The following is a 19041-nucleotide window of genomic DNA, read 5'->3' as shown; positions in this document are numbered from 1 at the left end:
TGTTAGCCCTTTGTCTAACATTCATCACCCCTCAAAGTTCGAGGGCCAACTTACCTTTAAATTTTTTTTGCCGTAGAATCAGCCAGCCTTTTAAGGCGCCAATGTCCGTTAGAAGCTGTTTTCAAAGCGTCACGAGCACAGTCGTTCCTTCAGAGCGGTGTTGGCGAAGGGTTTTTCCAGCGGGGAAAAGCCCAACGCCAACCCTCATCAGCTCCCCGTTCTGCAGGCGTAAAACTTTGAAAGCAGCTTCTGTAAGGAATTGTCGGTAATTCTGGCTAAGCGGCCCACAACGCCACGCAGCGCATGAGTACGGCAATTTCGGGATGAGCGTCCCGGACACCCATTTGGGACCACTGATGAGGGTAATAACTGTGCTTGAAGCCTACCGCAAACATATCGAAGAGCGTGCAGCACTGGGTATCGTTCCCCAGCCGCTAAACGCCGAACAAACTGCAGGCCTGGTCGAGCTGCTGAAGAATCCCCCGGCGGGCGAAGAAGCTTTCCTCGTTGACCTGATCACCAATCGCATTCCGCCAGGTGTGGACGAAGCAGCCTATGTAAAGGCCGGTTTCCTGTCTGCCCTCGCCAAAGGCGAAGCAAAATCCCCTCTGATCGACAAGAAACGCGCTGTTGAACTGCTCGGCACCATGCAGGGCGGCTACAACATCGTGACGCTGGTCAATCTGCTGGAAGACGCCGAACTGGCGCCAGTCGCTGCCGAAGAACTCAAGCACACCCTGCTGATGTTCGACGCTTTCCACGACGTCGCTGAAAAAGCCAAGAACGGCAACGTTCACGCTAAAGGCGTGCTGCAATCCTGGGCTGACGGCGAGTGGTTCAAGAACCGCCCTGTCCTGGCCGACAAGATCAGCCTTCGCGTGTTCAAGGTCACCGGCGAAACCAACACCGACGACCTGTCCCCTGCTCCGGACGCCTGGTCCCGCCCGGACATCCCGCTGCACGCCCTCGCCATGCTGAAAATGGCCCGTGAAGGCATCGTGCCTGACGTCCAGGGCGTCACCGGTCCGATGAAGCAGATCGAAGAAATGCGCAACGCCGGCTTCCCGATCGCCTACGTCGGTGACGTGGTCGGTACCGGTTCTTCGCGTAAATCCGCCACCAACTCGGTGCTGTGGTTCTTCGGCGACGACGTTCCTTTCGTACCGAACAAGCGTGCCGGTGGTTTCTGCTTCGGCAGCAAAATCGCTCCGATCTTCTACAACACCATGGAAGACGCGGGCGCACTGCCAATCGAATTCGACGTTACCAACATGCACATGGGCGACGTGATCGACCTGTACCCGCATGCTGGCAAAGTCTGCAAGCACGGCACTGACGAAGTCCTGACCACCTTCGAAATGAAGACTCCGGTGCTGTTGGACGAAGTTCGCGCTGGCGGCCGGATTCCGCTGATCATCGGTCGCGGCCTGACCGATAAGGCCCGTGCCGAATTGGGCCTGGGCCCTACCGACCTGTTCAAGCTGCCTGAAGCACCTGTCGACACCGGCAAAGGCTTCACCCTGGCACAGAAAATGGTCGGCAAGGCGTGCGGCCTGCCAGAAGGCAAAGGCGTTCGTCCTGGCACCTACTGCGAACCGAAGATGACCACCGTCGGCTCCCAGGACACCACCGGTCCGATGACCCGTGACGAACTGAAAGACCTGGCGTGCCTGGGCTTCTCGACCGATCTGGTGATGCAGTCCTTCTGCCACACCGCGGCTTACCCTAAGCCGATCGACGTGACCACCCACCACACCCTGCCAGACTTCATCATGACCCGCGGCGGCGTTTCCCTGCGTCCGGGCGACGGCATCATCCACAGCTGGCTGAACCGTATGCTGCTGCCGGACACCGTCGGTACCGGTGGTGACTCGCACACCCGTTTCCCGATGGGCATTTCGTTCCCGGCCGGTTCCGGTCTGGTCGCGTTTGCCGCAGCCACTGGCGTTATGCCGCTGGACATGCCGGAATCGATCCTGGTGCGCTTCAAAGGCAAAATGCAACCGGGCGTCACCCTGCGTGACCTGGTTCACGCCATTCCTTACTTCGCGATTCAGGCTGGCCTGCTGACCGTCGAGAAGAAAGGCAAGAAGAACGCCTTCTCCGGCCGCATCCTGGAAATCGAAGGCCTGGACAACCTGAGCATCGAGCAAGCGTTCGAGCTGTCCGACGCCTCGGCCGAACGTTCGGCTGCCGGTTGCACCATCAAGCTGTCGAAAGAGTCGATCACCGAGTACCTGAGCTCCAACGTCACCCTGCTGCGCTGGATGATCGGCGAAGGCTACGGCGATGCGCGCACCCTGGAACGTCGTGCTCAAGCGATGGAAGCCTGGATCGCCAACCCTGAGTTGATGGTTGCCGATGCTGACGCCGAATACGCTGAAATCATCGAAATCGACTTGGCCGACATCAAGGAGCCTGTGCTCTGCGCGCCAAACGATCCGGACGACGCCCGTCTGCTGTCCAGCGTTGCTGGCGAGAAAATCGACGAAGTGTTCATCGGTTCGTGCATGACCAACATCGGCCACTTCCGCGCTGCCGGCAAGTTGCTGGAACAGGTCAAAGGCCAGCTGCCAACCCGTCTGTGGCTATCGCCGCCGACCAAAATGGACGCTCACCAGCTGACCGAAGAAGGCTACTACGGCATCTACGGCAAGGCCGGCGCACGCATGGAAATGCCGGGCTGCTCGCTGTGCATGGGTAACCAGGCACGTGTAGAACCGAACTCCACTGTTGTGTCGACGTCGACCCGTAACTTCCCGAACCGTCTGGGTGACGGCGCGAACGTCTACCTGGCTTCGGCCGAGCTGGCGTCTGTTGCTTCCATCCTGGGTCGCCTGCCGACCGTCGAGGAGTACATGGAATACGCTGGCAAGATCGACAGCATGGCGGCCGATGTCTACCGCTACCTGTCCTTCGACCAGATCGCCGAGTTCCGTGAAGCTGCTGCGAACGCCAACATCCCGGTCGTTCAAGCCTAACGCTGCAACGCAATAAAAAACGCCGCCCATCGTGAGATGAGCGGCGTTTTTTTATGCCTGAAGAAATATGGGGCCCACTGCCTGGCTTACCTGAAGAACGAGGCGCCCCCCATCGCGAGCAGGCTCGCTCCCACAGGAACGGGTGCAGAACCTGTGGGAGTGAGCCTGCTCGCGATAGCGGACTCACAGCCCCATAGAAACGTCAGTGGTCGCTCAAATTCAAGCTGTCAGCGAATAGATCAACGCCGAAATCGCCACCAGGCCCACCGCCGTCACGAAGACGTTGGAAGCCTGACCGCGATAACGCGCCATGGCCGGAACCTTGCGGATTGCGTACATCGGCATCAGGAACAGGATCGCGGCGATGATCGGACCACCGAGGGTTTCGATCATCCCCAGAATGCTCGGGTTCAGCGTGGCAACGATCCAGCAGACCACCAGCATGAAGGCGGCAGTCATGCGATCGAGGGTCTTCGGTGCCGGGCGCTTGCCACTCTTCACGATCAGACCTTTAAGGCCTTCGCTGGCGCCGATGTAGTGGCCAAGGAACGACTTGGAAATGGCCACGAACGCAATCAACGGCGCCGCGAAGGCGATGGTCGGGTTGCTGAAGTGGTTGGCCAGGTACGACAGGATCGACAGGTTCTGCGCCTTGGCTTCCGCCAGTTGCGCCGGCGACAGGGTCAGCACGCAACTGAACACGAAGAACAACACCATCACCACCATCAAGAGGTGGGCCCGGGACAGGATCTGCGAGCTGCGCTCTTCGGCGTGATCGCCGTAACGACGCTTCTGGTCCACCGCGAACGCCGAGATGATCGGCGAATGGTTGAACGAGAACACCATCACCGGAATCGCCAGCCACAGCGTATGCAACAGTGCCGAGGGTTCCGGCAGTGTCGATGCGGTGGCGAGAATGCCGCCGTTCCAGTGTGGAATCAGGAACACCGCGAGGAACAGCAGCGCAACAATGAACGGATAAACCATCAGGCTCATCGCCTTGACGATCACCTGCTCGCCGCAACGCACCACCGCCAACAGGCCGAGGATCAGCACCAGCGACAGCACGGCGCGCGGTGGCGGCATGATGTGCAATTGATGCTCGAGGAAACTGCCCACGGTATTGGTCAGGGCCACGCTATAAATCAGCAGGATCGGGAAGATCGCAAAGAAATACAGCAAGGTGATCAGCGCACCAGCCTTGATCCCGAAGTGCTCTTCCACGACTTCAGTGATGTCCGCGCCTTCGCGTCCAGACAACACGAAGCGGGTCAGGCCACGGTGTGCGTAAAACGTCATGGGGAACGCCAACACCGCCAGGACCAGCAACGGCCAGAAGCCGCCCAGACCCGCGTTGATCGGCAAAAACAGCGTGCCGGCCCCGATGGCTGTGCCAAACAGGCCCAGCATCCAGGTGGTGTCATGGCGATTCCAGCTCTCAAGCGTCGCTGGTGCCGTCGATACATAGCGTTCGTCGACGCTATTGGCCTGATCATTCATCCGGTGGGATCTCCGCATTCCGGTCAGTTGCTACCCGGTCAGGACGAGTCGGAAAAATCCGACAGGCAGCGCCCTGGCCGAAACAGGGGCGCGATTGTCCGGGATTAATCAGCAGAAGCAAAGACTTAGCTGAGGAGTGGTTGAACGGATCAGATGCTTGGCATCCCTTTATTGAATAGCTGTTCTAAAAAAATCTATCCAATAAAGGATTGTCGTCCTGTAATTTCGATTCCGACTGCTGGCCGTCAGCCCTTACCTGCGGAGCCCTCTCATGCCACTCGTTCGCGTCGACATCAAGAAGCATCAAGACCCTACTCACGCCAAACGTGTCGGGCAATTGATCTACGCCGCCCTGCACAGCGCCATCGCCGTGCCCGAGAACGATAACTTCCAGATTCTGGCCGAGCACGACGAACAGCATTTCATCTTTGATCCCGGCTACCTGGGCATCAATCGAACCGACAATCTGGTGGTGATTCAGATCACCCTGAGCGAAGGCCGCACGATCGAGCAGAAAAAACTCCTCTACAAAACCATCGCCGAGAGCCTTAACGCGGAACTGGCGGTGCGCCTGGAAGATGTATTCATCAATCTGGTGGAGGTAAAGAAAGAGAACTGGTCGTTTGGCAATGGAATAGCCCAGTACGTCAGCTGATTGCTGGCAGCCCGGATATTTCCCACCCCGGGTACGGCCGTTGACACGCCCGCGACGCCGGGTGAACCCAAGGCCCCGCCAGCAATGGACCGGGGTCTTGTCGTTTCATCAGCGCTATTGATCATCGATATGCAGGTCGGTCTGTACCATGGCGCGGAAAAACCCTACGACGGTGAACGGGTACTGGCGAACATCCAGCAACTCATTCGTCAGGCCAGGGAGCGCAACATGCCGAAACGGTGCCTTCGCCAAGGTATTGAACACCGTGGATGTGTGAGCGCCAAGGAACGCTCCTACACTGAGGTCGCAGGCCACAAGCCTGCTATCTTTGGTTAATGCCAGACCGTTGCGCCATCAGCCATCCGAAGCGACGTTCGAGCCTCCGAACTACCGATGCCCACAGGAGCCCAGCATGCCCGCAACCGTTCTGGTACTGGTTGAAACCATCAATGAGTACCTGCCGATTCTCGAACATCAGGGTTTTCACCTGATTCTGGCTCCCACACCTGCCGAGCGCGCCGACGCCATCACGCGCCATGGCGCCCGGATCGATGCGGTGCTGACCCGTGGTCCATTGGGCTTGTATGCCGACGAAATCGCCGCCCTGCCCAATCTCAAGATCATCTGCGTGATCGGTGCCGGTTATGAACATGTCGACCTGCAAGCCGCCGCCAACCGGGGCATTACGGTCACCAATGGCGCCGGAGTCAACGCCTCTTCAGTCGCCGACCATGCCATGGCGATGCTGCTGTCGCTGGTGCGTGACATTCCCCGTTGCGATGCCGCCGTGCGCCGGGGTGAGTGGCCGAAAATCATGCGCCCTTCCCTGGCCGGCAAGCACCTGGGCATCCTGGGGCTCGGTGCGGTCGGCATGGCCATCGCCAAACGCGCCGCCCACGGCTTCGACATGACGATCAGTTACCACAACCGCCAGCATCGCAGCGACGTGCCGTACAGCTTCCGCTCGACGCCCACCGAACTGGCACGGGAATCAGACTTTTTGATCGTCGCCACCCCTGGCGGGCTAGGCACCAAGCACCTGATCAACCGGCAAGTACTCGACGCTTTGGGCCCCCAGGGGTTCATCGTCAACATCGCCCGAGCCAGCGTGATCGTCACCGCCGACCTGATCAGCTCGCTTGAGCAGCGCAGGATTGCCGGCGCTGCGCTGGATGTCTTCGACACAGAACCCCAAGTCCCCAATGCCTTCAAGGCGTTGGCCAATGTGATCCTCACCCCGCATGTCGCCGGTTTGTCCCCGGAAGCCACTCAAGGCACCGTGGAGCTGGCAGGTCGCAATCTGGTGGCGTTCTTCTCCGGCAACCCGGTTTTGACCCCGATTGCCCTGCCATCGTCGATGAGCATGATCTGATTCACTATTCAAACAGATGTATCAAAAACAATGATTGTCCGGCAACACGCTCACCTATAAGGGCCGTTCGTGGTTGTGGGTGTCGGGTGTGCGCATTAGATTAGCCAATAGTCTCAGGCCTCCAGAATAAGCAGAAGGGATAAGCATGGCGCTTACTGACCAGTCCACCCGTATCCGCACCGGCGAAGAACTCGATGCCAGCCTGATCGATCCATACCTCAAGGCCCACATTCCGGGCCTGAGTGGTTTGCCGCAGATCAGCCAGTTTCCAGGCGGTGCGTCGAACCTCACCTACTTGCTGGAATACCCCGAACAGGAGTTCGTCCTGCGTCGCCCGCCCTTTGGCCACAAAGCCAAGTCCGCCCACGACATGGGCCGCGAGTTTCGCATCCTCAATCAGCTCCGGGACGGTTTTCCGTATTGCCCGAAAGCCTACGTGCACTGCACCGACGAATCGGTGATCGGCGCCGAGTTCTATGTGATGGAACGGGTCAAGGGGATCATCCTGCGCTCCGAACTGCCGCCGGAACTGGGTCTGGATTCGGCGAAAACCGAAACGCTGTGCAAGAGTTTCATCGACAAGTTCGTTGAACTGCACCGGGTCGATTACAACGCCTATGGCTTGGGTGACCTCGGCAAACCCGAAGGTTATGTCGCGCGGCAGATCAAAGGCTGGAGCGATCGCTACGAGAAAGCCCTGACCCCGGACGCGCCGAAGTGGGAAGCGGTCAAAGCCTGGCTCAACGACAAGATGCCGGCCGATCACCCGACCTCCAGTATCGTCCACAACGACTACCGCTTCGACAACGTGATCCTCGACCCGAACAACCCGATGGACATCATCGGCGTGCTCGACTGGGAACTGACCACCCTCGGCGATCCGCTGATGGACCTGGGCAACACTCTCGCCTACTGGATCGAAGCCGACGACCCGGCCCCGGTGCAATTGATGCGCCGCCAGCCAAGCCACGCCCCGGGCATGCTGACCCGCCGTGAGTTCGTCGATTACTACGCCGAGCGCGCTGGCATCCAGATCGACAACTTCGACTTCTACTACACCTACGGCCTGTTCCGCCTGGCCGGCATCGTGCAGCAGATCTACTACCGCTTCTTCCATGGCCAGACCCAGGACAAACGCTTCGCGCAGTTCATTCACATGAACAAACTGCTGGAGCAGATGAGCCTGCAAGTCATTTCGAAATCCAGCCTCTGATCACGCCACTGGCCCCAATAACAAGGAAAAACCATGTCCAAGACTCAGTTGTTCGACCTCGACGGCAAAATCGCATTTGTATCCGGCGCCAGCCGTGGCATCGGTGAAGCCATCGCCAAACTGCTGGCCCAGCAAGGCGCCCACGTCATCGTCTCGAGCCGCAAACTCGACGGCTGCCAGCACGTAGCCGACGCGATCATCGCCGCCGGCGGCAAAGCCACTGCGGTGGCGTGCCACATCGGTGAAATGGAACAGATCAGCCAGGTCTTCGCCGGCATCCGCGAACAGTTCGGGCGCCTGGACATCCTGGTCAACAACGCGGCGACCAACCCGCAGTTCTGCAACGTACTGGACACCGACCTCAGCGCTTTCCAGAAAACCGTCGATGTGAACATCCGCGGCTACTTCTTCATGTCGGTGGAAGCCGGCAAGCTGATGCGCGAAAACGGCGGCGGCAGCATCATCAACGTCGCGTCGATCAACGGCATCTCGCCAGGGATCTTCCAGGGCATCTACTCGGTGACCAAAGCGGCGGTCATCAACATGACCAAAGTGTTCGCCAAGGAATGCGCGCAGTTCGGCATCCGCTGCAATGCCCTGCTGCCGGGCCTGACCGACACCAAGTTTGCTTCGGCACTGGTGAAGAACGAGGCCATTTTGAACACCGCGCTGCAACAGATTCCGCTCAAGCGTGTAGCGGATCCGAGTGAGATGGCGGGAGCGGTGTTGTATCTGGCCAGTGATGCATCGAGTTACACCACCGGGGTTTCGTTGAATGTGGATGGTGGGTTCTTGTCCTGATCCGATGTAGCGGATGAACAAAAGGCAGCCTTCGGGCTGCCTTCTTTTTTGCGCTTATGATCGTTCCCACGCTCCGCGTGGGAATGCAGCCCGGGACGCTCCGCGTCCCAAAACGCACACAGAACGTCCATTAAGGCATTCCCACGCACAACGTGGGAATAATCGCGCGAAAGAATATTAATTCCACCATTTGCAAATAAGGAATATTTATTCCATAAATAGCCCCTCCTGAAAATAAAATCCAAAAGGACCCCGGCTATGCACGAACTCGGTATCGGACTCATCGGCACAGGTTTCATGGGCCGCGCCCATGCCTTGGCGTTTCGCAACGTCAGTGCGGTTTTCGAACTGCCCCTCAAACTCAAACTCGCCGCCCTGGCCGACGCCGATCCTCAGCGTGCCCGCCACTGCGCCGATGCCTGGGGTTTCGGCACGGCTCATAGCGACTGGCAGCAACTGATCGATGACCCCAAGGTCAATCTGATCGCCATCACCACGCCCAATCATCTGCACTACCCCATGGCCATGGCCGCCCTCGCCGCCGGCAAACCGGTGTATTGCGAGAAGCCGTTGGCCGTGAACCTGGAACAGGCCGACGCCATGCGCCTGGCGGCCAAAACGGCGGGCGTGGTGACGCGGGTGGGTTACAACTATCAGCACAACCCGATGATCGGGCTGGCCCGGGAGCTGATTGAAAACGGCGACCTGGGTCGGATCATTAGTTTCCAGGGTGAATTCAGCGAAGATTTCATGGCCGATCCTGCATCCCCCTGGTCGTGGCGTTGCGATGCCAATCATGCCGGTGGAGCATTGGCGGATCTGGGCAGTCACTTGCTGGCCATGGCCCGTTATCTGGTGGGCGATGTCGAAGCAGTGAGCGCCGACACCCAGACCGTACACCGGCAACGTCCCGCCACGGCTGGCAGTCCGGAGCAACGCAGCATCGCCGTCGATGATCAGGTCCATGCCTTGTTGCGGTTTGCCAATGGCGCCCGGGGCACGTTCAGCAGCAGTTGGCTCAAGCACGGCTACAAGAATCATCTGAGTTTTGAAATCAGCGGCACCCGAGGAACGTTGGTGTTCGATCAGGAACGCCTGAATGAACTGCGTCTGTTCCGTGCCGGTCAGGACGGTTTCCAGCGCTTGCTGGCAGGTCCCAATCTGCCGGGTTATGCCGCGTTCAGTCCGGCGGCAGGGCATCAGCTTGGATACAACGAGCTCAAGACGCTGGAAGTCCATGATCTGGTGTTGGCGCTGGCAGGCTTGTCTCAGGGTGGAACGGATTTCGAGCAGGCGTGGGAAGTCGAACGCCTGGCGACAGCGATCCGTTTGGCCGCACAAGAGTCGCGTTGGGTCAGGATCGAGGAAGTTTGAGCAAAACGCGCAAATACTCGCCAGCGGCACAGCGCCGCTGGCGGTTCAACGTGAGCAAATACGTGCTTACTGAGTGACGCAACGAGTGAGCGTCGTTTCCCGGGTCACCTGCCCCTCAGCCCTCACATCGCCTTGCACATCAGTGTCTTCAGTGGTTTGGCAGGTGCGCACAGGGGGTGGAGGCGGTGCCGCGGGAGGTGGCGGCGGAGGACTGGCACACCCCCCGAGAATCGCCATGCAGAGTGCGAACGACAGTGTTGTAAAAGTGCGTTTCCCAAGACTTTTCATAGATTGACCCGCGGTAAGTGATCGAGATCTTCCGCGACCCAACATTCTCACCGCTTATCAGCGGACCGGTCACAGAAAAAATACTTTCGTATTCCTCATACGACCGCCGGCAAAACCTGACAGTTCCTAGGACATCTGGCGACAATGCAACGTGCTGCTCTCAAGTTCATAACGCAGCTCGTCGATCAATGCTGCCACCGCCTCCGGCGTTCTGAGGTTGGCCACGTTCAACCCACTGACCACCAGGTCCACCTCACCCGATACGGGATGATAGAGCTTCACCGTCAATGAATGATCACCCGTGACATTGCACTCACAGGCCAACGGGGAAAAGCTCCGCTCCAGTTGCATACGCAATTGCGCCACATGAATCATCCGGCAGTTCCTGTCGCTGTTTTGATAGGGAGGCGATACCCGCAGATCGGTATCGCACCCTCACAGACTAAGAACTGCCGCGCCCGTCCAGAACATGAATTTGCACCCCCTCGAGTAGTGCATTTGCACCTAACGCTGGGCCTTTGGCCGCCACTCGCTGGAGAACAAACCGCGTTCGCGAGCCCAGACAATCGCCTCGCTGCGACTGTGAACGTCGAGTTTGGAATACACCGTCGAGACATGATTGCGCACGGTGTTCGGCGCAAGTTTGAGCCGTGCGGCGATTTCCTTGTCGGCCAGGCCTTCGCAAATCAGGCCGAGCACATCACGCTCGCGGGCAGTCAGGTCGGTGAAAGACACACTAGGCAACAGCGGCGAGTTGACGTTTTTTACGTTAGCGAGTTTCTCGATGAGCGTGCGGCTGAACCAGGAAGCGTCCTTCATGACCTCTTCGATCGCCGACACCAACTCCAGCTCTGTGCGTTTACGTTCGGTGATGTCCATGAACACCAGCAGGTAGCAGGGCCTGTCCTGAATGTTCACGGTGTCGGCCGAGACTGCGCAATCGATCAGCCCGGCGCCTTTCTTGCGTACCCGGACATCGACACGATCCACGCTTCCGTTTTTTTCCAGCGCGGTAAACAGTTGCGCGCGGGCGCCTTTGTCATCGATAAAATCGATCTGCGTGACCGATTTGCCAAGCACTTCTTCACTGGTGTACGCGAGCGTATCGAGGAAGGCTTCATTGACGTCCATCACCACCTGATCGACGGCGTTGCACACCAGGATCGGCACTGGGGTCAGTCGAAAAGCCTTGGCAAAACGTTCCTCGCTCTGGCGCAGGGCGACTTCGGCCTTATGCCGAGGCTCGATGTCGACGAAGGAAAACAGCATGCAGGCTTCATCATTCAGCTCAAGGGGCTGGCCGGCGACGATCACCTGTTTGCTGCCACCTTCGGCTAACTGCAGCTGCGCCTGCATTTGAGGAATGGTCACCCCTTCGCGCAACCGCTGCTTGGCCAGGTCTCTGTTTTCGGCGCCCTCCAGCACGTCCAGTTCATAGGTCGAACGGCCGATCACCTGATCACGGGTATAGCCGGTCATCTCCAGAAAGCCCGGGTTGACTTTGATATAGCGCAAATCGCTGAGGCGACAGATCACCGCCGGGGCAGGGTTGGCATTGAAGGTTTTTTCGAAACGCTGTTCGGCGCTGGCCCACTCCGTGACATCGTTCATGATCAGCACCAGCGACTCCGGTTTGCCAGCGCTGTCGGCCAACACCATGCTGCGCACGCTGTGAACCCAGGTGCGCTCTTCGTCGTCGGCGGGCGTCACTTCAACCAATACATCGCTGAAGGACTCGCCTCGGGCGACGCGGCTGATCGGATAGTTGTCGGTCTGAACCGGATGATTATTGCGATAACGCAAGGCGAAGCGCTTGGCGTACTCGTTGGCATTCGCCCCCAGCTCGCTGAGTTGCCCGACGCCGTGCATGGCCAACGCGGCGTCATTGGCCCAGAGAAGGGTCTGGTCGAGTTCCAGCAGAATCACCCCATCGGACAGGCCGGCGATGATCTGCTGCAACTGACGGCGATTGGTTTCGGTGGTCAGGACGTCCTGGCTCATTGGATCTCCACGCGTACGGCGGCGCCTTCATGCGCCGCCCTGTGAAGATTACGACCGCGAGGGGGTGGGATAGTGCAAATGGCTCACCTGCGGGAACTTGCGAACGCGCCCCCTGTAACGAGGACGGCAAATTTCCGGAGGTGAGATCTTTGTGCTCGCCTATACTGAAAAGGGTAAACAGTTCTGCCGAGCTCGATTACTAAATCATTGATAAATATGGTGATTTAATAGCCTTGGTATCCTTGGAGGTTGCTGGTTAAAGATATTTCTCTGTGATGATTGGGTGTCGTAACGAGGATTTGATATGAACGTCTTGTTGAAAGAACTTCAGGCCTATCATCATGAGGTGGCTATAAAAATCACTCGGATCAAAGAGTTGCTGAGAAAAATGAAGCATGAATCCGATGCTGCTGATGACTGCAAGCTGTTGTTCAAGATGCTGGAAGCCTTGCATGGTGATGCAGAGCGACACCACCACGAAAATGAAGAACTGATTCGGCTGGCCTTGCTAACGACTGAGGCACCGATCCACCAACGGGTCAAGGATATCGAGCGAGATCACCAGGCATTTGGGCGCATTGCCGGACAGTTGAAGACATTGGAGGACACAACTCTGGAAACGAGAGTAATTGCTGACACTGTCGATGACTTCATCAAAAAATACTTCGATCATATGGACTCGGAGGAAAATATTTTCTTTCCGTTGGCAGATAAATGGCTGTCAGACGATCAGTGGCAGGAAATAACGCGTCAATGGCATTAGTTGGCGTTCACCGTATACCTTCAATATTGCAAGTCCCTTCGCTTTGGCGCGCAACATTGCTGCACTGAGTCACTGCACATCCTCAATCAGTGCCTCGACAAAAAACTTTGATCTTTTGGTCGTAGCGCCCCTCTCACTGCGGCTGCCCTAAACTCGCGTAAACGATTGATTTAATGCTGTCCCTTATCTGCCTGGAGAGTTTCCATGATCCTGGATACGTTACATTTCACGCCCTGGTCCGCGTTGGCAGGCGGAGCGTTGATCGGCTTGGCGGCGAGCGTGATGGTCGTGGCCAACGGACGGGTCGCCGGGATCAGCGGATTACTCGGCAGTCTCCTATCGCCAGGTGATTCGGGACGGGGCGAAAAAGCCTTATTCATCCTCGGGCTTCTGGCGGCGCCCCTGTTGTGGGCGCTGTTTGAGGTATGGCCGGCCATTGAATTCAAGACCGGCACCGTGGGGCTGATCATCGCCGGGTTGTGCGTCGGGATCGGCACCCGTTATGGCTCCGGTTGCACCAGTGGCCACGGGGTGTGCGGTATCTCGCGGTTGTCCCCGCGCTCCATCGTCGCGACGTTGTGCTTCATGTTCGCGGGCTTTGTGACCGTGTTTGTGCTGCGCCATCTGCTGGGGTTTTGAACATGAAAAAACTCACGGCTTTCCTCGCAGGCCTCTTGTTCGGCATCGGCCTGCTGTTGGCCGGCATGGCCAATCCGGCCAAAGTACTGGCGTTCCTCGATATCACCGGTCTGTGGGATCCCTCCCTGGCGCTGGTGATGATCGGGGCGATTGCCGTGGCCTGGGTGCCGTTTCATTGGGCCATGAAACAATCCAAGGCGTTGCTGGGAGGGCCGATGCAGTTGCCGGTCAGTCGTGAACTGGATCGGCGCTTGATCGGTGGTAGTTTGCTGTTCGGGGTCGGTTGGGGCATTGCGGGGATCTGCCCCGGGCCGGCACTGGTGCTGTTGCCGACGGGGCATTGGCAGGCGTGGGTGTTTGCGATTGCCATGCTGGCGGGAATGTTGATGTTCAGCGTGTTGCAAGCGCGTCGATAAATCGCCTCGCCTGGTTCAATGTCCAGAGGTCGTAACCTTCGGCGGCGCAGTCATTGCCGAAGGCTACGATTTTTGCGTTTCAGGCTGCCGATGCTCCGCTGGCAATCGCCGCCGACGCCGCCAGCATCGCCCGCAACAACACCGCACACCCGGCCGCCAGGTCATCCGGCGCGGCATTTTCGATTTCGTTGTGGCTGATCCCGCCTTCGCACGGTACGAAAATCATCCCGGCCGGGCCGAGCTCAGCGAGGAAGATTGCGTCGTGCCCGGCTCCGCTGACGATGTCCATGTGTGACAGGCCCAACCCTTGGGCGGCGCCGCGTACCGCTTCGACGCAGCCTTTGTCGAAGTACAGCGGCGGGAAGTCCGCCGTGGGTGTGAGTTCGAAGGTCAGGCCGTGTTCCTCGCAGGTGGTTTCGATGACTTCGCGGACCTCGGCGATCATCGAGTCCAGTCGCGCCGGTTCCAGATGCCGGAAGTCCAGGGTCATGCGAACTTCGCCGGGGATGACGTTGCGTGAGCCGGGATAGGCTTGCAGGCAGCCGACAGTGCCGCAGGCGTGAGGTTGATGACCGAGGGCGGCGCGGTTGACTGCACCGACGATCACCGCGGCGCCGACCAGGGCGTCCTTGCGCAGGTGCATCGGCGTCGGGCCGGCGTGGGCTTCGACGCCGCGCAGTTTCAGGTCGAACCATTTCTGGCCGAGGGCGCCCATCACCACGCCGATGGTTTTGTGTTCGTCTTCAAGGATCGGGCCTTGTTCGATATGGGCCTCGAAATAGGCACCGACGGCATGCCCGCTGACCTTGCGCTCGCCAGCATAGCCAATGGCGTTCAAGGCTTCACCGACGGTGACGCCCTCGGCATCGACCTTGGCCAGGGTTTCTTCGAGGGTGAATTTTTCTGCGAATACGCCGGAGCCCATCATGCACGGCGCGAAGCGTGAGCCTTCCTCATTGGTCCAGACCACGACTTCCAGTGGCGCTTCGGTTTCCACGCCCAGGTCATTGAGGGTGCGCAGCACTTCGACCCCGGCCAGTACGCCAAAGCAGCCGTCGAACTTGCCGCCGGTGGGTTGGGTGTCGATGTGGCTGCCGGTCATCACGGGTGGCAGGTTCGGGTTGCGGCCCGGACGACGGGCGAAGATGTTGCCAACGGCGTCGATGCTGACGGTGCAACCGGCGTCCTCGCACCAGTTGACGAAAATGTCCCGGGCCTGACGGTCGAGGTCGGTCAGGGCCAGGCGACAGACGCCGCCCTTGACGGTGGCGCCGAGCTTGGCCAGGTCCATGAGCGACTGCCACAAGCGGTCGCGGTTGATGTGCTGATGGGTGGACTGCAGAACGTCTACGGCAGCGTTCATGATGATCTCCTCAGTTTTTCTTCTGATAGTTCCCACGCTCTGCGTGGGAATTCATCCATGGACGCTCTGCGTCCGCTTCAGGGACGCGGAGCGTCCCGGGCTGCATTCCCACGCAGAGCGTGGGAACGATCAAACCGTGGATTTTGCGATTGATGGGCTGGGGCGCATCGAGCACAACCCGTAATAAATCAGCCCACCCAGCACCGAGCCGGTGAACCAGCCATAGTCGTAGAACCAGCTGAATGCATCGCTGCCGAGCGACAGCAGCGTCAGCGCCACTGGCACGCCAAACGCGATAAACCCGAACCAGTTCCACGCCGGGTAAACGTCATCGCGATAGAGGCCAGCCAGGTCCAGTTGCTGTTTCTTGATCAGGAAATAGTCCACCACCATGATTCCGGCGATCGGGCCCAACAGGCTCGAATAGCCCAGCAACCAGTTGGAATACACCGTCTCCAGGCTTAAATCCGAGACGATCAAACCGAGCTTCTTCAACAGCTCATGGGCCATCAGCGCCAAACCGACCAGGCCGGTGAGCATCACCGCTTTGGTGCGGTTGATGAATTTAGGTGCAACGTTCTGGAAATCATTGGTCGGCGAAACGATGTTGGCCGCGGTGTTGGTCGACAGCGTGGCGATGATGATCAGCGCCATGGCCAGTGCCACCCAGACCGGGCTCTGGATATGCCCGATCAGGGTGACCGGATCGGAGACGGTGACGCCCACCAGTTTTACCGAGGCGGCGGTCATCACCACGCCGAGGGAGGCGAACAGAAACATGGTCAGGGGCAAGCCGATAATCTGCCCGACGATCTGGTCCTTCTGGCTTTTCGCAAAGCGGCTGAAATCCGGAATGTTCAGGGACAAGGTGGCCCAGAACCCGACCATGGCGGTCAGCCCGGCGGCAAAGTAACTGGCCACGCTGGCCCCTTCCGGACGCTTGGCCGGGATCGCCATCAACTCGGTCATCGACACGTTCGGCATCGCCCACACCAGCAGCCCCACGCCCACCAGCACCAACAACGGTGCCGAGAGGGTTTCCAGCCATTTGATCGAGTCCGCGCCGCGAATCACCACCCACAGGTTCAAGGCCCAGAACACCATGAAGCCGATCACTTCACCGGTACCGCCGAGGGATTTCCAACCGTCGAACACCGAGCCGAGAAACAGGTGAATGGCCAGCCCGCCGAACATCGTCTGAATGCCGAACCAGCCACACGCCACCAGCGCCCGGATCAGGCACGGAATGTTCGAACCGAGGATGCCAAAGGACGAGCGCAACAACACCGGAAACGGAATGCCGTACTTGGTGCCAGGAAAGGCGTTCAGGGTCAGGGGGATCAGGACGATGATGTTGGCGAACAGAATAGCCAGCAGCGCTTCGCCGACGCTGAGGCCGAAATGCGCAGTGAGCACACCGCCGAGGGTGTAGGTCGGCACGCAAATCGCCATGCCCACCCATAACGCGGTGATGTGCCATTTGTTCCAGGTTCGTTCGTGCACCTTGGTCGGTGCCATGTCGTGGTTGTAACGGGGGCTGTCGAGGACGTCACTGCCGGCTTCGAGCTCAAACAAGCCGTCGCGCTCGGTCACTTGCGATCTGATCTGTTGCATGGCCGCTCCACTGTTCTTTTGATTATTGTTGCTCATCAGGGGCTGACGGGATCAATTAACGTGCCGGTTACCCCGTTTGCGCATCGGGCAGTTCCATAAACGCTTCATAACCAACTGATGTTTATCAGTTTTATTGATTTAGCCGATGAGTCATCGGTTACTTGCCTGTTCACTCAGGCCGAATGCCAGGCAAGTTGTCCGAACAGTCAGGACTCAATCTGGTGCATACCACTTTTTTTTCAATGTCGCGCATCAACCATAGACCATTCTCAAGCGGCTGATTTCACATAAGAAATCTCGTCTATTTTTACAACCTGTCAAGTGCGTCAAAATGGTGAGAGGCCTCCCCATTTTGGTGATTCTTATAATTAATCTTTAATTATCAATTACTTATAACAGTTATAAGCATATAAAAAATATTCTTGCTCAATCCTCAAACTCAGACTAGCGTTTATTCCTGACAGCGCTGACAGGAATACACCTGTTTGCGCAGGCTTCCTATAAAACATTTAGAACCGGCACAAGTCGGTCATTGCCTGCGAGGAACTCGGAATGTCTCTGTTGATCCGTGGCGCCACCGTTATTACCCATGATGAGAGTTATCGCGCCGACGTCTATTGCGCCGACGGCGTGATCAAAGCCATCGGTGAAAATCTTGATGTTCCGGCGGGTGCCGAAGTGCTCGACGGCAGTGGCCAATACCTGATGCCCGGCGGCATCGATCCGCACACGCACATGCAACTGCCCTTCATGGGTACGGTGGCCAGCGAAGACTTCTTCAGCGGCACCGCGGCGGGACTTGCCGGTGGCACGACGTCGATCATCGACTTTGTGATTCCCAACCCGCAGCAATCCTTGATGGAAGCGTTTCATCAGTGGCGCGGTTGGGCCGAGAAGTCGGCGTCGGATTACGGTTTCCATGTCGCGATCACCTGGTGGAGCGAACAGGTGCGCGAGGAAATGGCCGAGCTGGTCAGCCAGCACGGGGTCAACAGCTTCAAGCATTTCATGGCCTACAAGAACGCGATCATGGCCGCCGACGACACCCTGGTAGCGAGTTTCGAGCGCTGCCTGGAGTTGGGCGCGGTGCCGACCGTGCATGCGGAAAACGGTGAGCTGGTCTATCACCTGCAACGCAAGTTGATGGCCCAGGGCATGACCGGCCCGGAAGCGCATCCGTTATCGCGCCCTTCGCAGGTGGAAGGTGAAGCGGCCAGTCGAGCGATCCGCATCGCCGAAACGTTAGGCACGCCGCTGTACCTGGTGCACGTCTCGACCAAGGAAGCCCTCGACGAAATAACCTACGCCCGCAGTAAGGGCCAACAAGTCTACGGCGAAGTCCTGGCCGGGCATTTACTGCTGGACGACAGCGTCTACCAACACCCGGACTGGCAGACCGCCGCCGGTTACGTGATGAGCCCACCCTTCCGTCCGCGCGGCCATCAAGAGGCGCTTTGGCACGGCTTGCAATCGGGCAACCTGCACACCACCGCCACCGACCATTGCTGCTTCTGTGCCGAACAAAAAGCGGCTGGCCGTGACGACTTCAGCAAGATCCCAAATGGCACGGCCGGTATCGAAGACCGCATGGCAGTGCTCTGGGATGAAGGGGTGAACACTGGGCGTTTGTCGATGCAGCACTTCGTAGCGCTTACCTCCACCAACACCGCGAAAATCTTCAACCTCTACCCGCGCAAAGGCGCGATTCGCGTCGGTGCGGACGCAGACCTGGTGCTGTGGGATCCGGAAGGTACGCGGACGATTTCAGCGCAGACTCACCATCAGCAAGTGGACTTCAACATCTTCGAAGGCAAGACCGTGCGCGGCGTACCGAGCCACACCGTTAGCCAGGGCCGGGTGGTGTGGGCCGATGGTGATTTGCGCGCCGAGCGTGGTGCCGGGCGGTATATCGAGCGGCCGGCGTATCCGGCGGTGTTTGATTTGCTGAGCAAGCGGGCGGAGTTGAACAAGCCTGTTGCCGTGAAACGCTGAGATCGAGGCCTTCGGCCATCGCGGGCAAGCCACGCTCCCACAATGGAGCGTATTTTCCAGATTTGGGCT

The 19041-nt window shown here is 58.6% G+C and carries 15 protein-coding genes and 1 pseudogene; 11 read left to right on the top strand and 5 right to left on the bottom strand.

Features of this window, described 5'->3' with window-relative positions:
- The first annotated feature begins 371 nt into the window (after positions 1 to 371).
- Complete coding sequence (acnB, locus tag ACQ4OB_RS18510; RefSeq protein ID WP_076031272.1) at positions 372 to 2981, top strand: bifunctional aconitate hydratase 2/2-methylisocitrate dehydratase; 2610 nt, start codon at positions 372 to 374, stop codon at positions 2979 to 2981.
- 219 nt (positions 2982 to 3200) lie between these two features.
- On the opposite strand, the gene ACQ4OB_RS18505 is transcribed toward acnB, so the two are convergent.
- Positions 3201 to 4481, bottom strand: coding sequence for a serine/threonine transporter (locus ACQ4OB_RS18505; protein WP_074876234.1), 1281 nt, complete (start codon positions 4479 to 4481; stop codon positions 3201 to 3203).
- 271 nt (positions 4482 to 4752) lie between these two features.
- On the opposite strand from ACQ4OB_RS18505, the gene ACQ4OB_RS18500 reads away from it, so the two are divergent.
- The 6 genes and pseudogenes from ACQ4OB_RS18500 to ACQ4OB_RS18475 all read left to right on the top strand — a co-directional run bounded on the left by ACQ4OB_RS18500 (position 4753) and on the right by ACQ4OB_RS18475 (position 9896).
- Positions 4753 to 5136: a tautomerase family protein gene (locus ACQ4OB_RS18500; protein WP_102616369.1), complete on the top strand. Its 384-nt coding sequence runs from the start codon at positions 4753 to 4755 to the stop codon at positions 5134 to 5136.
- A gap of 84 nt (positions 5137 to 5220) precedes the next feature.
- Positions 5221 to 5385, top strand: a pseudogene (locus tag ACQ4OB_RS18495) (isochorismatase family protein); the annotation flags it as partial.
- A gap of 163 nt (positions 5386 to 5548) precedes the next feature.
- Positions 5549 to 6508: a 2-hydroxyacid dehydrogenase gene (locus tag ACQ4OB_RS18490; protein WP_074876229.1), complete on the top strand. Its 960-nt coding sequence runs from the start codon at positions 5549 to 5551 to the stop codon at positions 6506 to 6508.
- A 145-nt stretch (positions 6509 to 6653) separates the two neighbouring features.
- Positions 6654 to 7721: a phosphotransferase family protein gene (locus ACQ4OB_RS18485; RefSeq protein ID WP_076031277.1), complete on the top strand. Its 1068-nt coding sequence runs from the start codon at positions 6654 to 6656 to the stop codon at positions 7719 to 7721.
- 33 nt (positions 7722 to 7754) lie between these two features.
- Positions 7755 to 8522 carry an SDR family oxidoreductase gene (locus ACQ4OB_RS18480; protein ID WP_008149805.1) on the top strand — a complete coding sequence of 256 codons (768 nt, stop codon included), beginning with the start codon at positions 7755 to 7757 and terminating at the stop codon, positions 8520 to 8522.
- Positions 8523 to 8780: 258 nt separating this feature from the next.
- Entirely contained in the window at positions 8781 to 9896 is a 1116-nt protein-coding gene (locus ACQ4OB_RS18475) for a Gfo/Idh/MocA family protein (protein ID WP_430956182.1), read from the top strand.
- A 414-nt stretch (positions 9897 to 10310) separates the two neighbouring features.
- Here the strand turns inward: ACQ4OB_RS18475 and ACQ4OB_RS18470 are convergent, their stop codons facing one another.
- Together ACQ4OB_RS18470 and ACQ4OB_RS18465 are read right to left on the bottom strand one after the other, a co-directional pair.
- Positions 10311 to 10559, bottom strand: a complete 249-nt coding sequence (locus ACQ4OB_RS18470) for a DUF1652 domain-containing protein (RefSeq protein WP_074876224.1) — start codon at positions 10557 to 10559, stop codon at positions 10311 to 10313.
- A gap of 129 nt (positions 10560 to 10688) precedes the next feature.
- On the bottom strand, positions 10689 to 12185 hold the full coding sequence (locus ACQ4OB_RS18465) for a PAS domain S-box protein (protein WP_430956181.1): 1497 nt from the start codon (positions 12183 to 12185) through the stop codon (positions 10689 to 10691).
- A 304-nt stretch (positions 12186 to 12489) separates the two neighbouring features.
- On the opposite strand from ACQ4OB_RS18465, the gene ACQ4OB_RS18460 reads away from it, so the two are divergent.
- The 3 genes from ACQ4OB_RS18460 to ACQ4OB_RS18450 all read left to right on the top strand — a co-directional run bounded on the left by ACQ4OB_RS18460 (position 12490) and on the right by ACQ4OB_RS18450 (position 14003).
- Positions 12490 to 12948, top strand: a complete 459-nt coding sequence (locus tag ACQ4OB_RS18460) for a hemerythrin domain-containing protein (RefSeq protein ID WP_430956180.1) — start codon at positions 12490 to 12492, stop codon at positions 12946 to 12948.
- Between the two features lie 204 nt (positions 12949 to 13152).
- Positions 13153 to 13587, top strand: a complete 435-nt coding sequence (locus ACQ4OB_RS18455) for a YeeE/YedE family protein (protein WP_074876218.1) — start codon at positions 13153 to 13155, stop codon at positions 13585 to 13587.
- 2 nt (positions 13588 to 13589) lie between these two features.
- Positions 13590 to 14003 (top strand): DUF6691 family protein, encoded by a 414-nt coding sequence (locus tag ACQ4OB_RS18450; RefSeq protein ID WP_076031283.1) that lies wholly within the window; start codon positions 13590 to 13592, stop codon positions 14001 to 14003.
- Positions 14004 to 14082: 79 nt separating this feature from the next.
- Here the strand turns inward: ACQ4OB_RS18450 and ACQ4OB_RS18445 are convergent, their stop codons facing one another.
- Both ACQ4OB_RS18445 and ACQ4OB_RS18440 read right to left on the bottom strand, forming a co-directional pair.
- A complete protein-coding gene (locus ACQ4OB_RS18445) occupies positions 14083 to 15366 on the bottom strand; it encodes a Zn-dependent hydrolase (protein ID WP_430956179.1) in 1284 nt (427 codons plus the stop codon).
- A 129-nt stretch (positions 15367 to 15495) separates the two neighbouring features.
- Positions 15496 to 16980, bottom strand: a complete 1485-nt coding sequence (locus ACQ4OB_RS18440) for an NCS1 family nucleobase:cation symporter-1 (RefSeq protein WP_074876210.1) — start codon at positions 16978 to 16980, stop codon at positions 15496 to 15498.
- 552 nt (positions 16981 to 17532) lie between these two features.
- On the opposite strand from ACQ4OB_RS18440, the gene hydA reads away from it, so the two are divergent.
- The gene (gene hydA, locus ACQ4OB_RS18435; protein ID WP_430956178.1) at positions 17533 to 18972 is read left to right on the top strand and encodes a dihydropyrimidinase; all 1440 of its coding nucleotides are present in this window, start codon (positions 17533 to 17535) and stop codon (positions 18970 to 18972) included.
- Positions 18973 to 19041 lie beyond the last annotated feature (69 nt).

The organism is Pseudomonas sp. ES4 (assembly GCF_050586665.1).
GTDB lineage: Bacteria > Pseudomonadota > Gammaproteobacteria > Pseudomonadales > Pseudomonadaceae > Aquipseudomonas > Aquipseudomonas frederiksbergensis.
Note: the sequence above shows the minus strand (reverse complement) of the source record. Positions and strands in the feature narration are given on the sequence as shown.

Excerpts from the sequence above, each read along its gene's own strand:
- ACQ4OB_RS18505 (WP_074876234.1), bottom strand. The coding sequence starts at position 4,481 with ATGAATGATCAGGCCAATAGCGTCGACGAACGCTATGTATCGACGGCA.
- ACQ4OB_RS18500 (WP_102616369.1), top strand. The coding sequence starts at position 4,753 with ATGCCACTCGTTCGCGTCGACATCAAGAAGCATCAAGACCCTACTCAC.
- ACQ4OB_RS18490 (WP_074876229.1), top strand. The coding sequence starts at position 5,549 with ATGCCCGCAACCGTTCTGGTACTGGTTGAAACCATCAATGAGTACCTG.
- ACQ4OB_RS18485 (WP_076031277.1), top strand. The coding sequence starts at position 6,654 with ATGGCGCTTACTGACCAGTCCACCCGTATCCGCACCGGCGAAGAACTC.
- ACQ4OB_RS18480 (WP_008149805.1), top strand. The coding sequence starts at position 7,755 with ATGTCCAAGACTCAGTTGTTCGACCTCGACGGCAAAATCGCATTTGTA.
- ACQ4OB_RS18475 (WP_430956182.1), top strand. The coding sequence starts at position 8,781 with ATGCACGAACTCGGTATCGGACTCATCGGCACAGGTTTCATGGGCCGC.
- ACQ4OB_RS18470 (WP_074876224.1), bottom strand. The coding sequence starts at position 10,559 with ATGATTCATGTGGCGCAATTGCGTATGCAACTGGAGCGGAGCTTTTCC.
- ACQ4OB_RS18465 (WP_430956181.1), bottom strand. The coding sequence starts at position 12,185 with ATGAGCCAGGACGTCCTGACCACCGAAACCAATCGCCGTCAGTTGCAG.
- ACQ4OB_RS18460 (WP_430956180.1), top strand. The coding sequence starts at position 12,490 with ATGAACGTCTTGTTGAAAGAACTTCAGGCCTATCATCATGAGGTGGCT.
- ACQ4OB_RS18455 (WP_074876218.1), top strand. The coding sequence starts at position 13,153 with ATGATCCTGGATACGTTACATTTCACGCCCTGGTCCGCGTTGGCAGGC.
- ACQ4OB_RS18450 (WP_076031283.1), top strand. The coding sequence starts at position 13,590 with ATGAAAAAACTCACGGCTTTCCTCGCAGGCCTCTTGTTCGGCATCGGC.
- ACQ4OB_RS18445 (WP_430956179.1), bottom strand. The coding sequence starts at position 15,366 with ATGAACGCTGCCGTAGACGTTCTGCAGTCCACCCATCAGCACATCAAC.
- ACQ4OB_RS18440 (WP_074876210.1), bottom strand. The coding sequence starts at position 16,980 with ATGCAACAGATCAGATCGCAAGTGACCGAGCGCGACGGCTTGTTTGAG.
- hydA (WP_430956178.1), top strand. The coding sequence starts at position 17,533 with ATGTCTCTGTTGATCCGTGGCGCCACCGTTATTACCCATGATGAGAGT.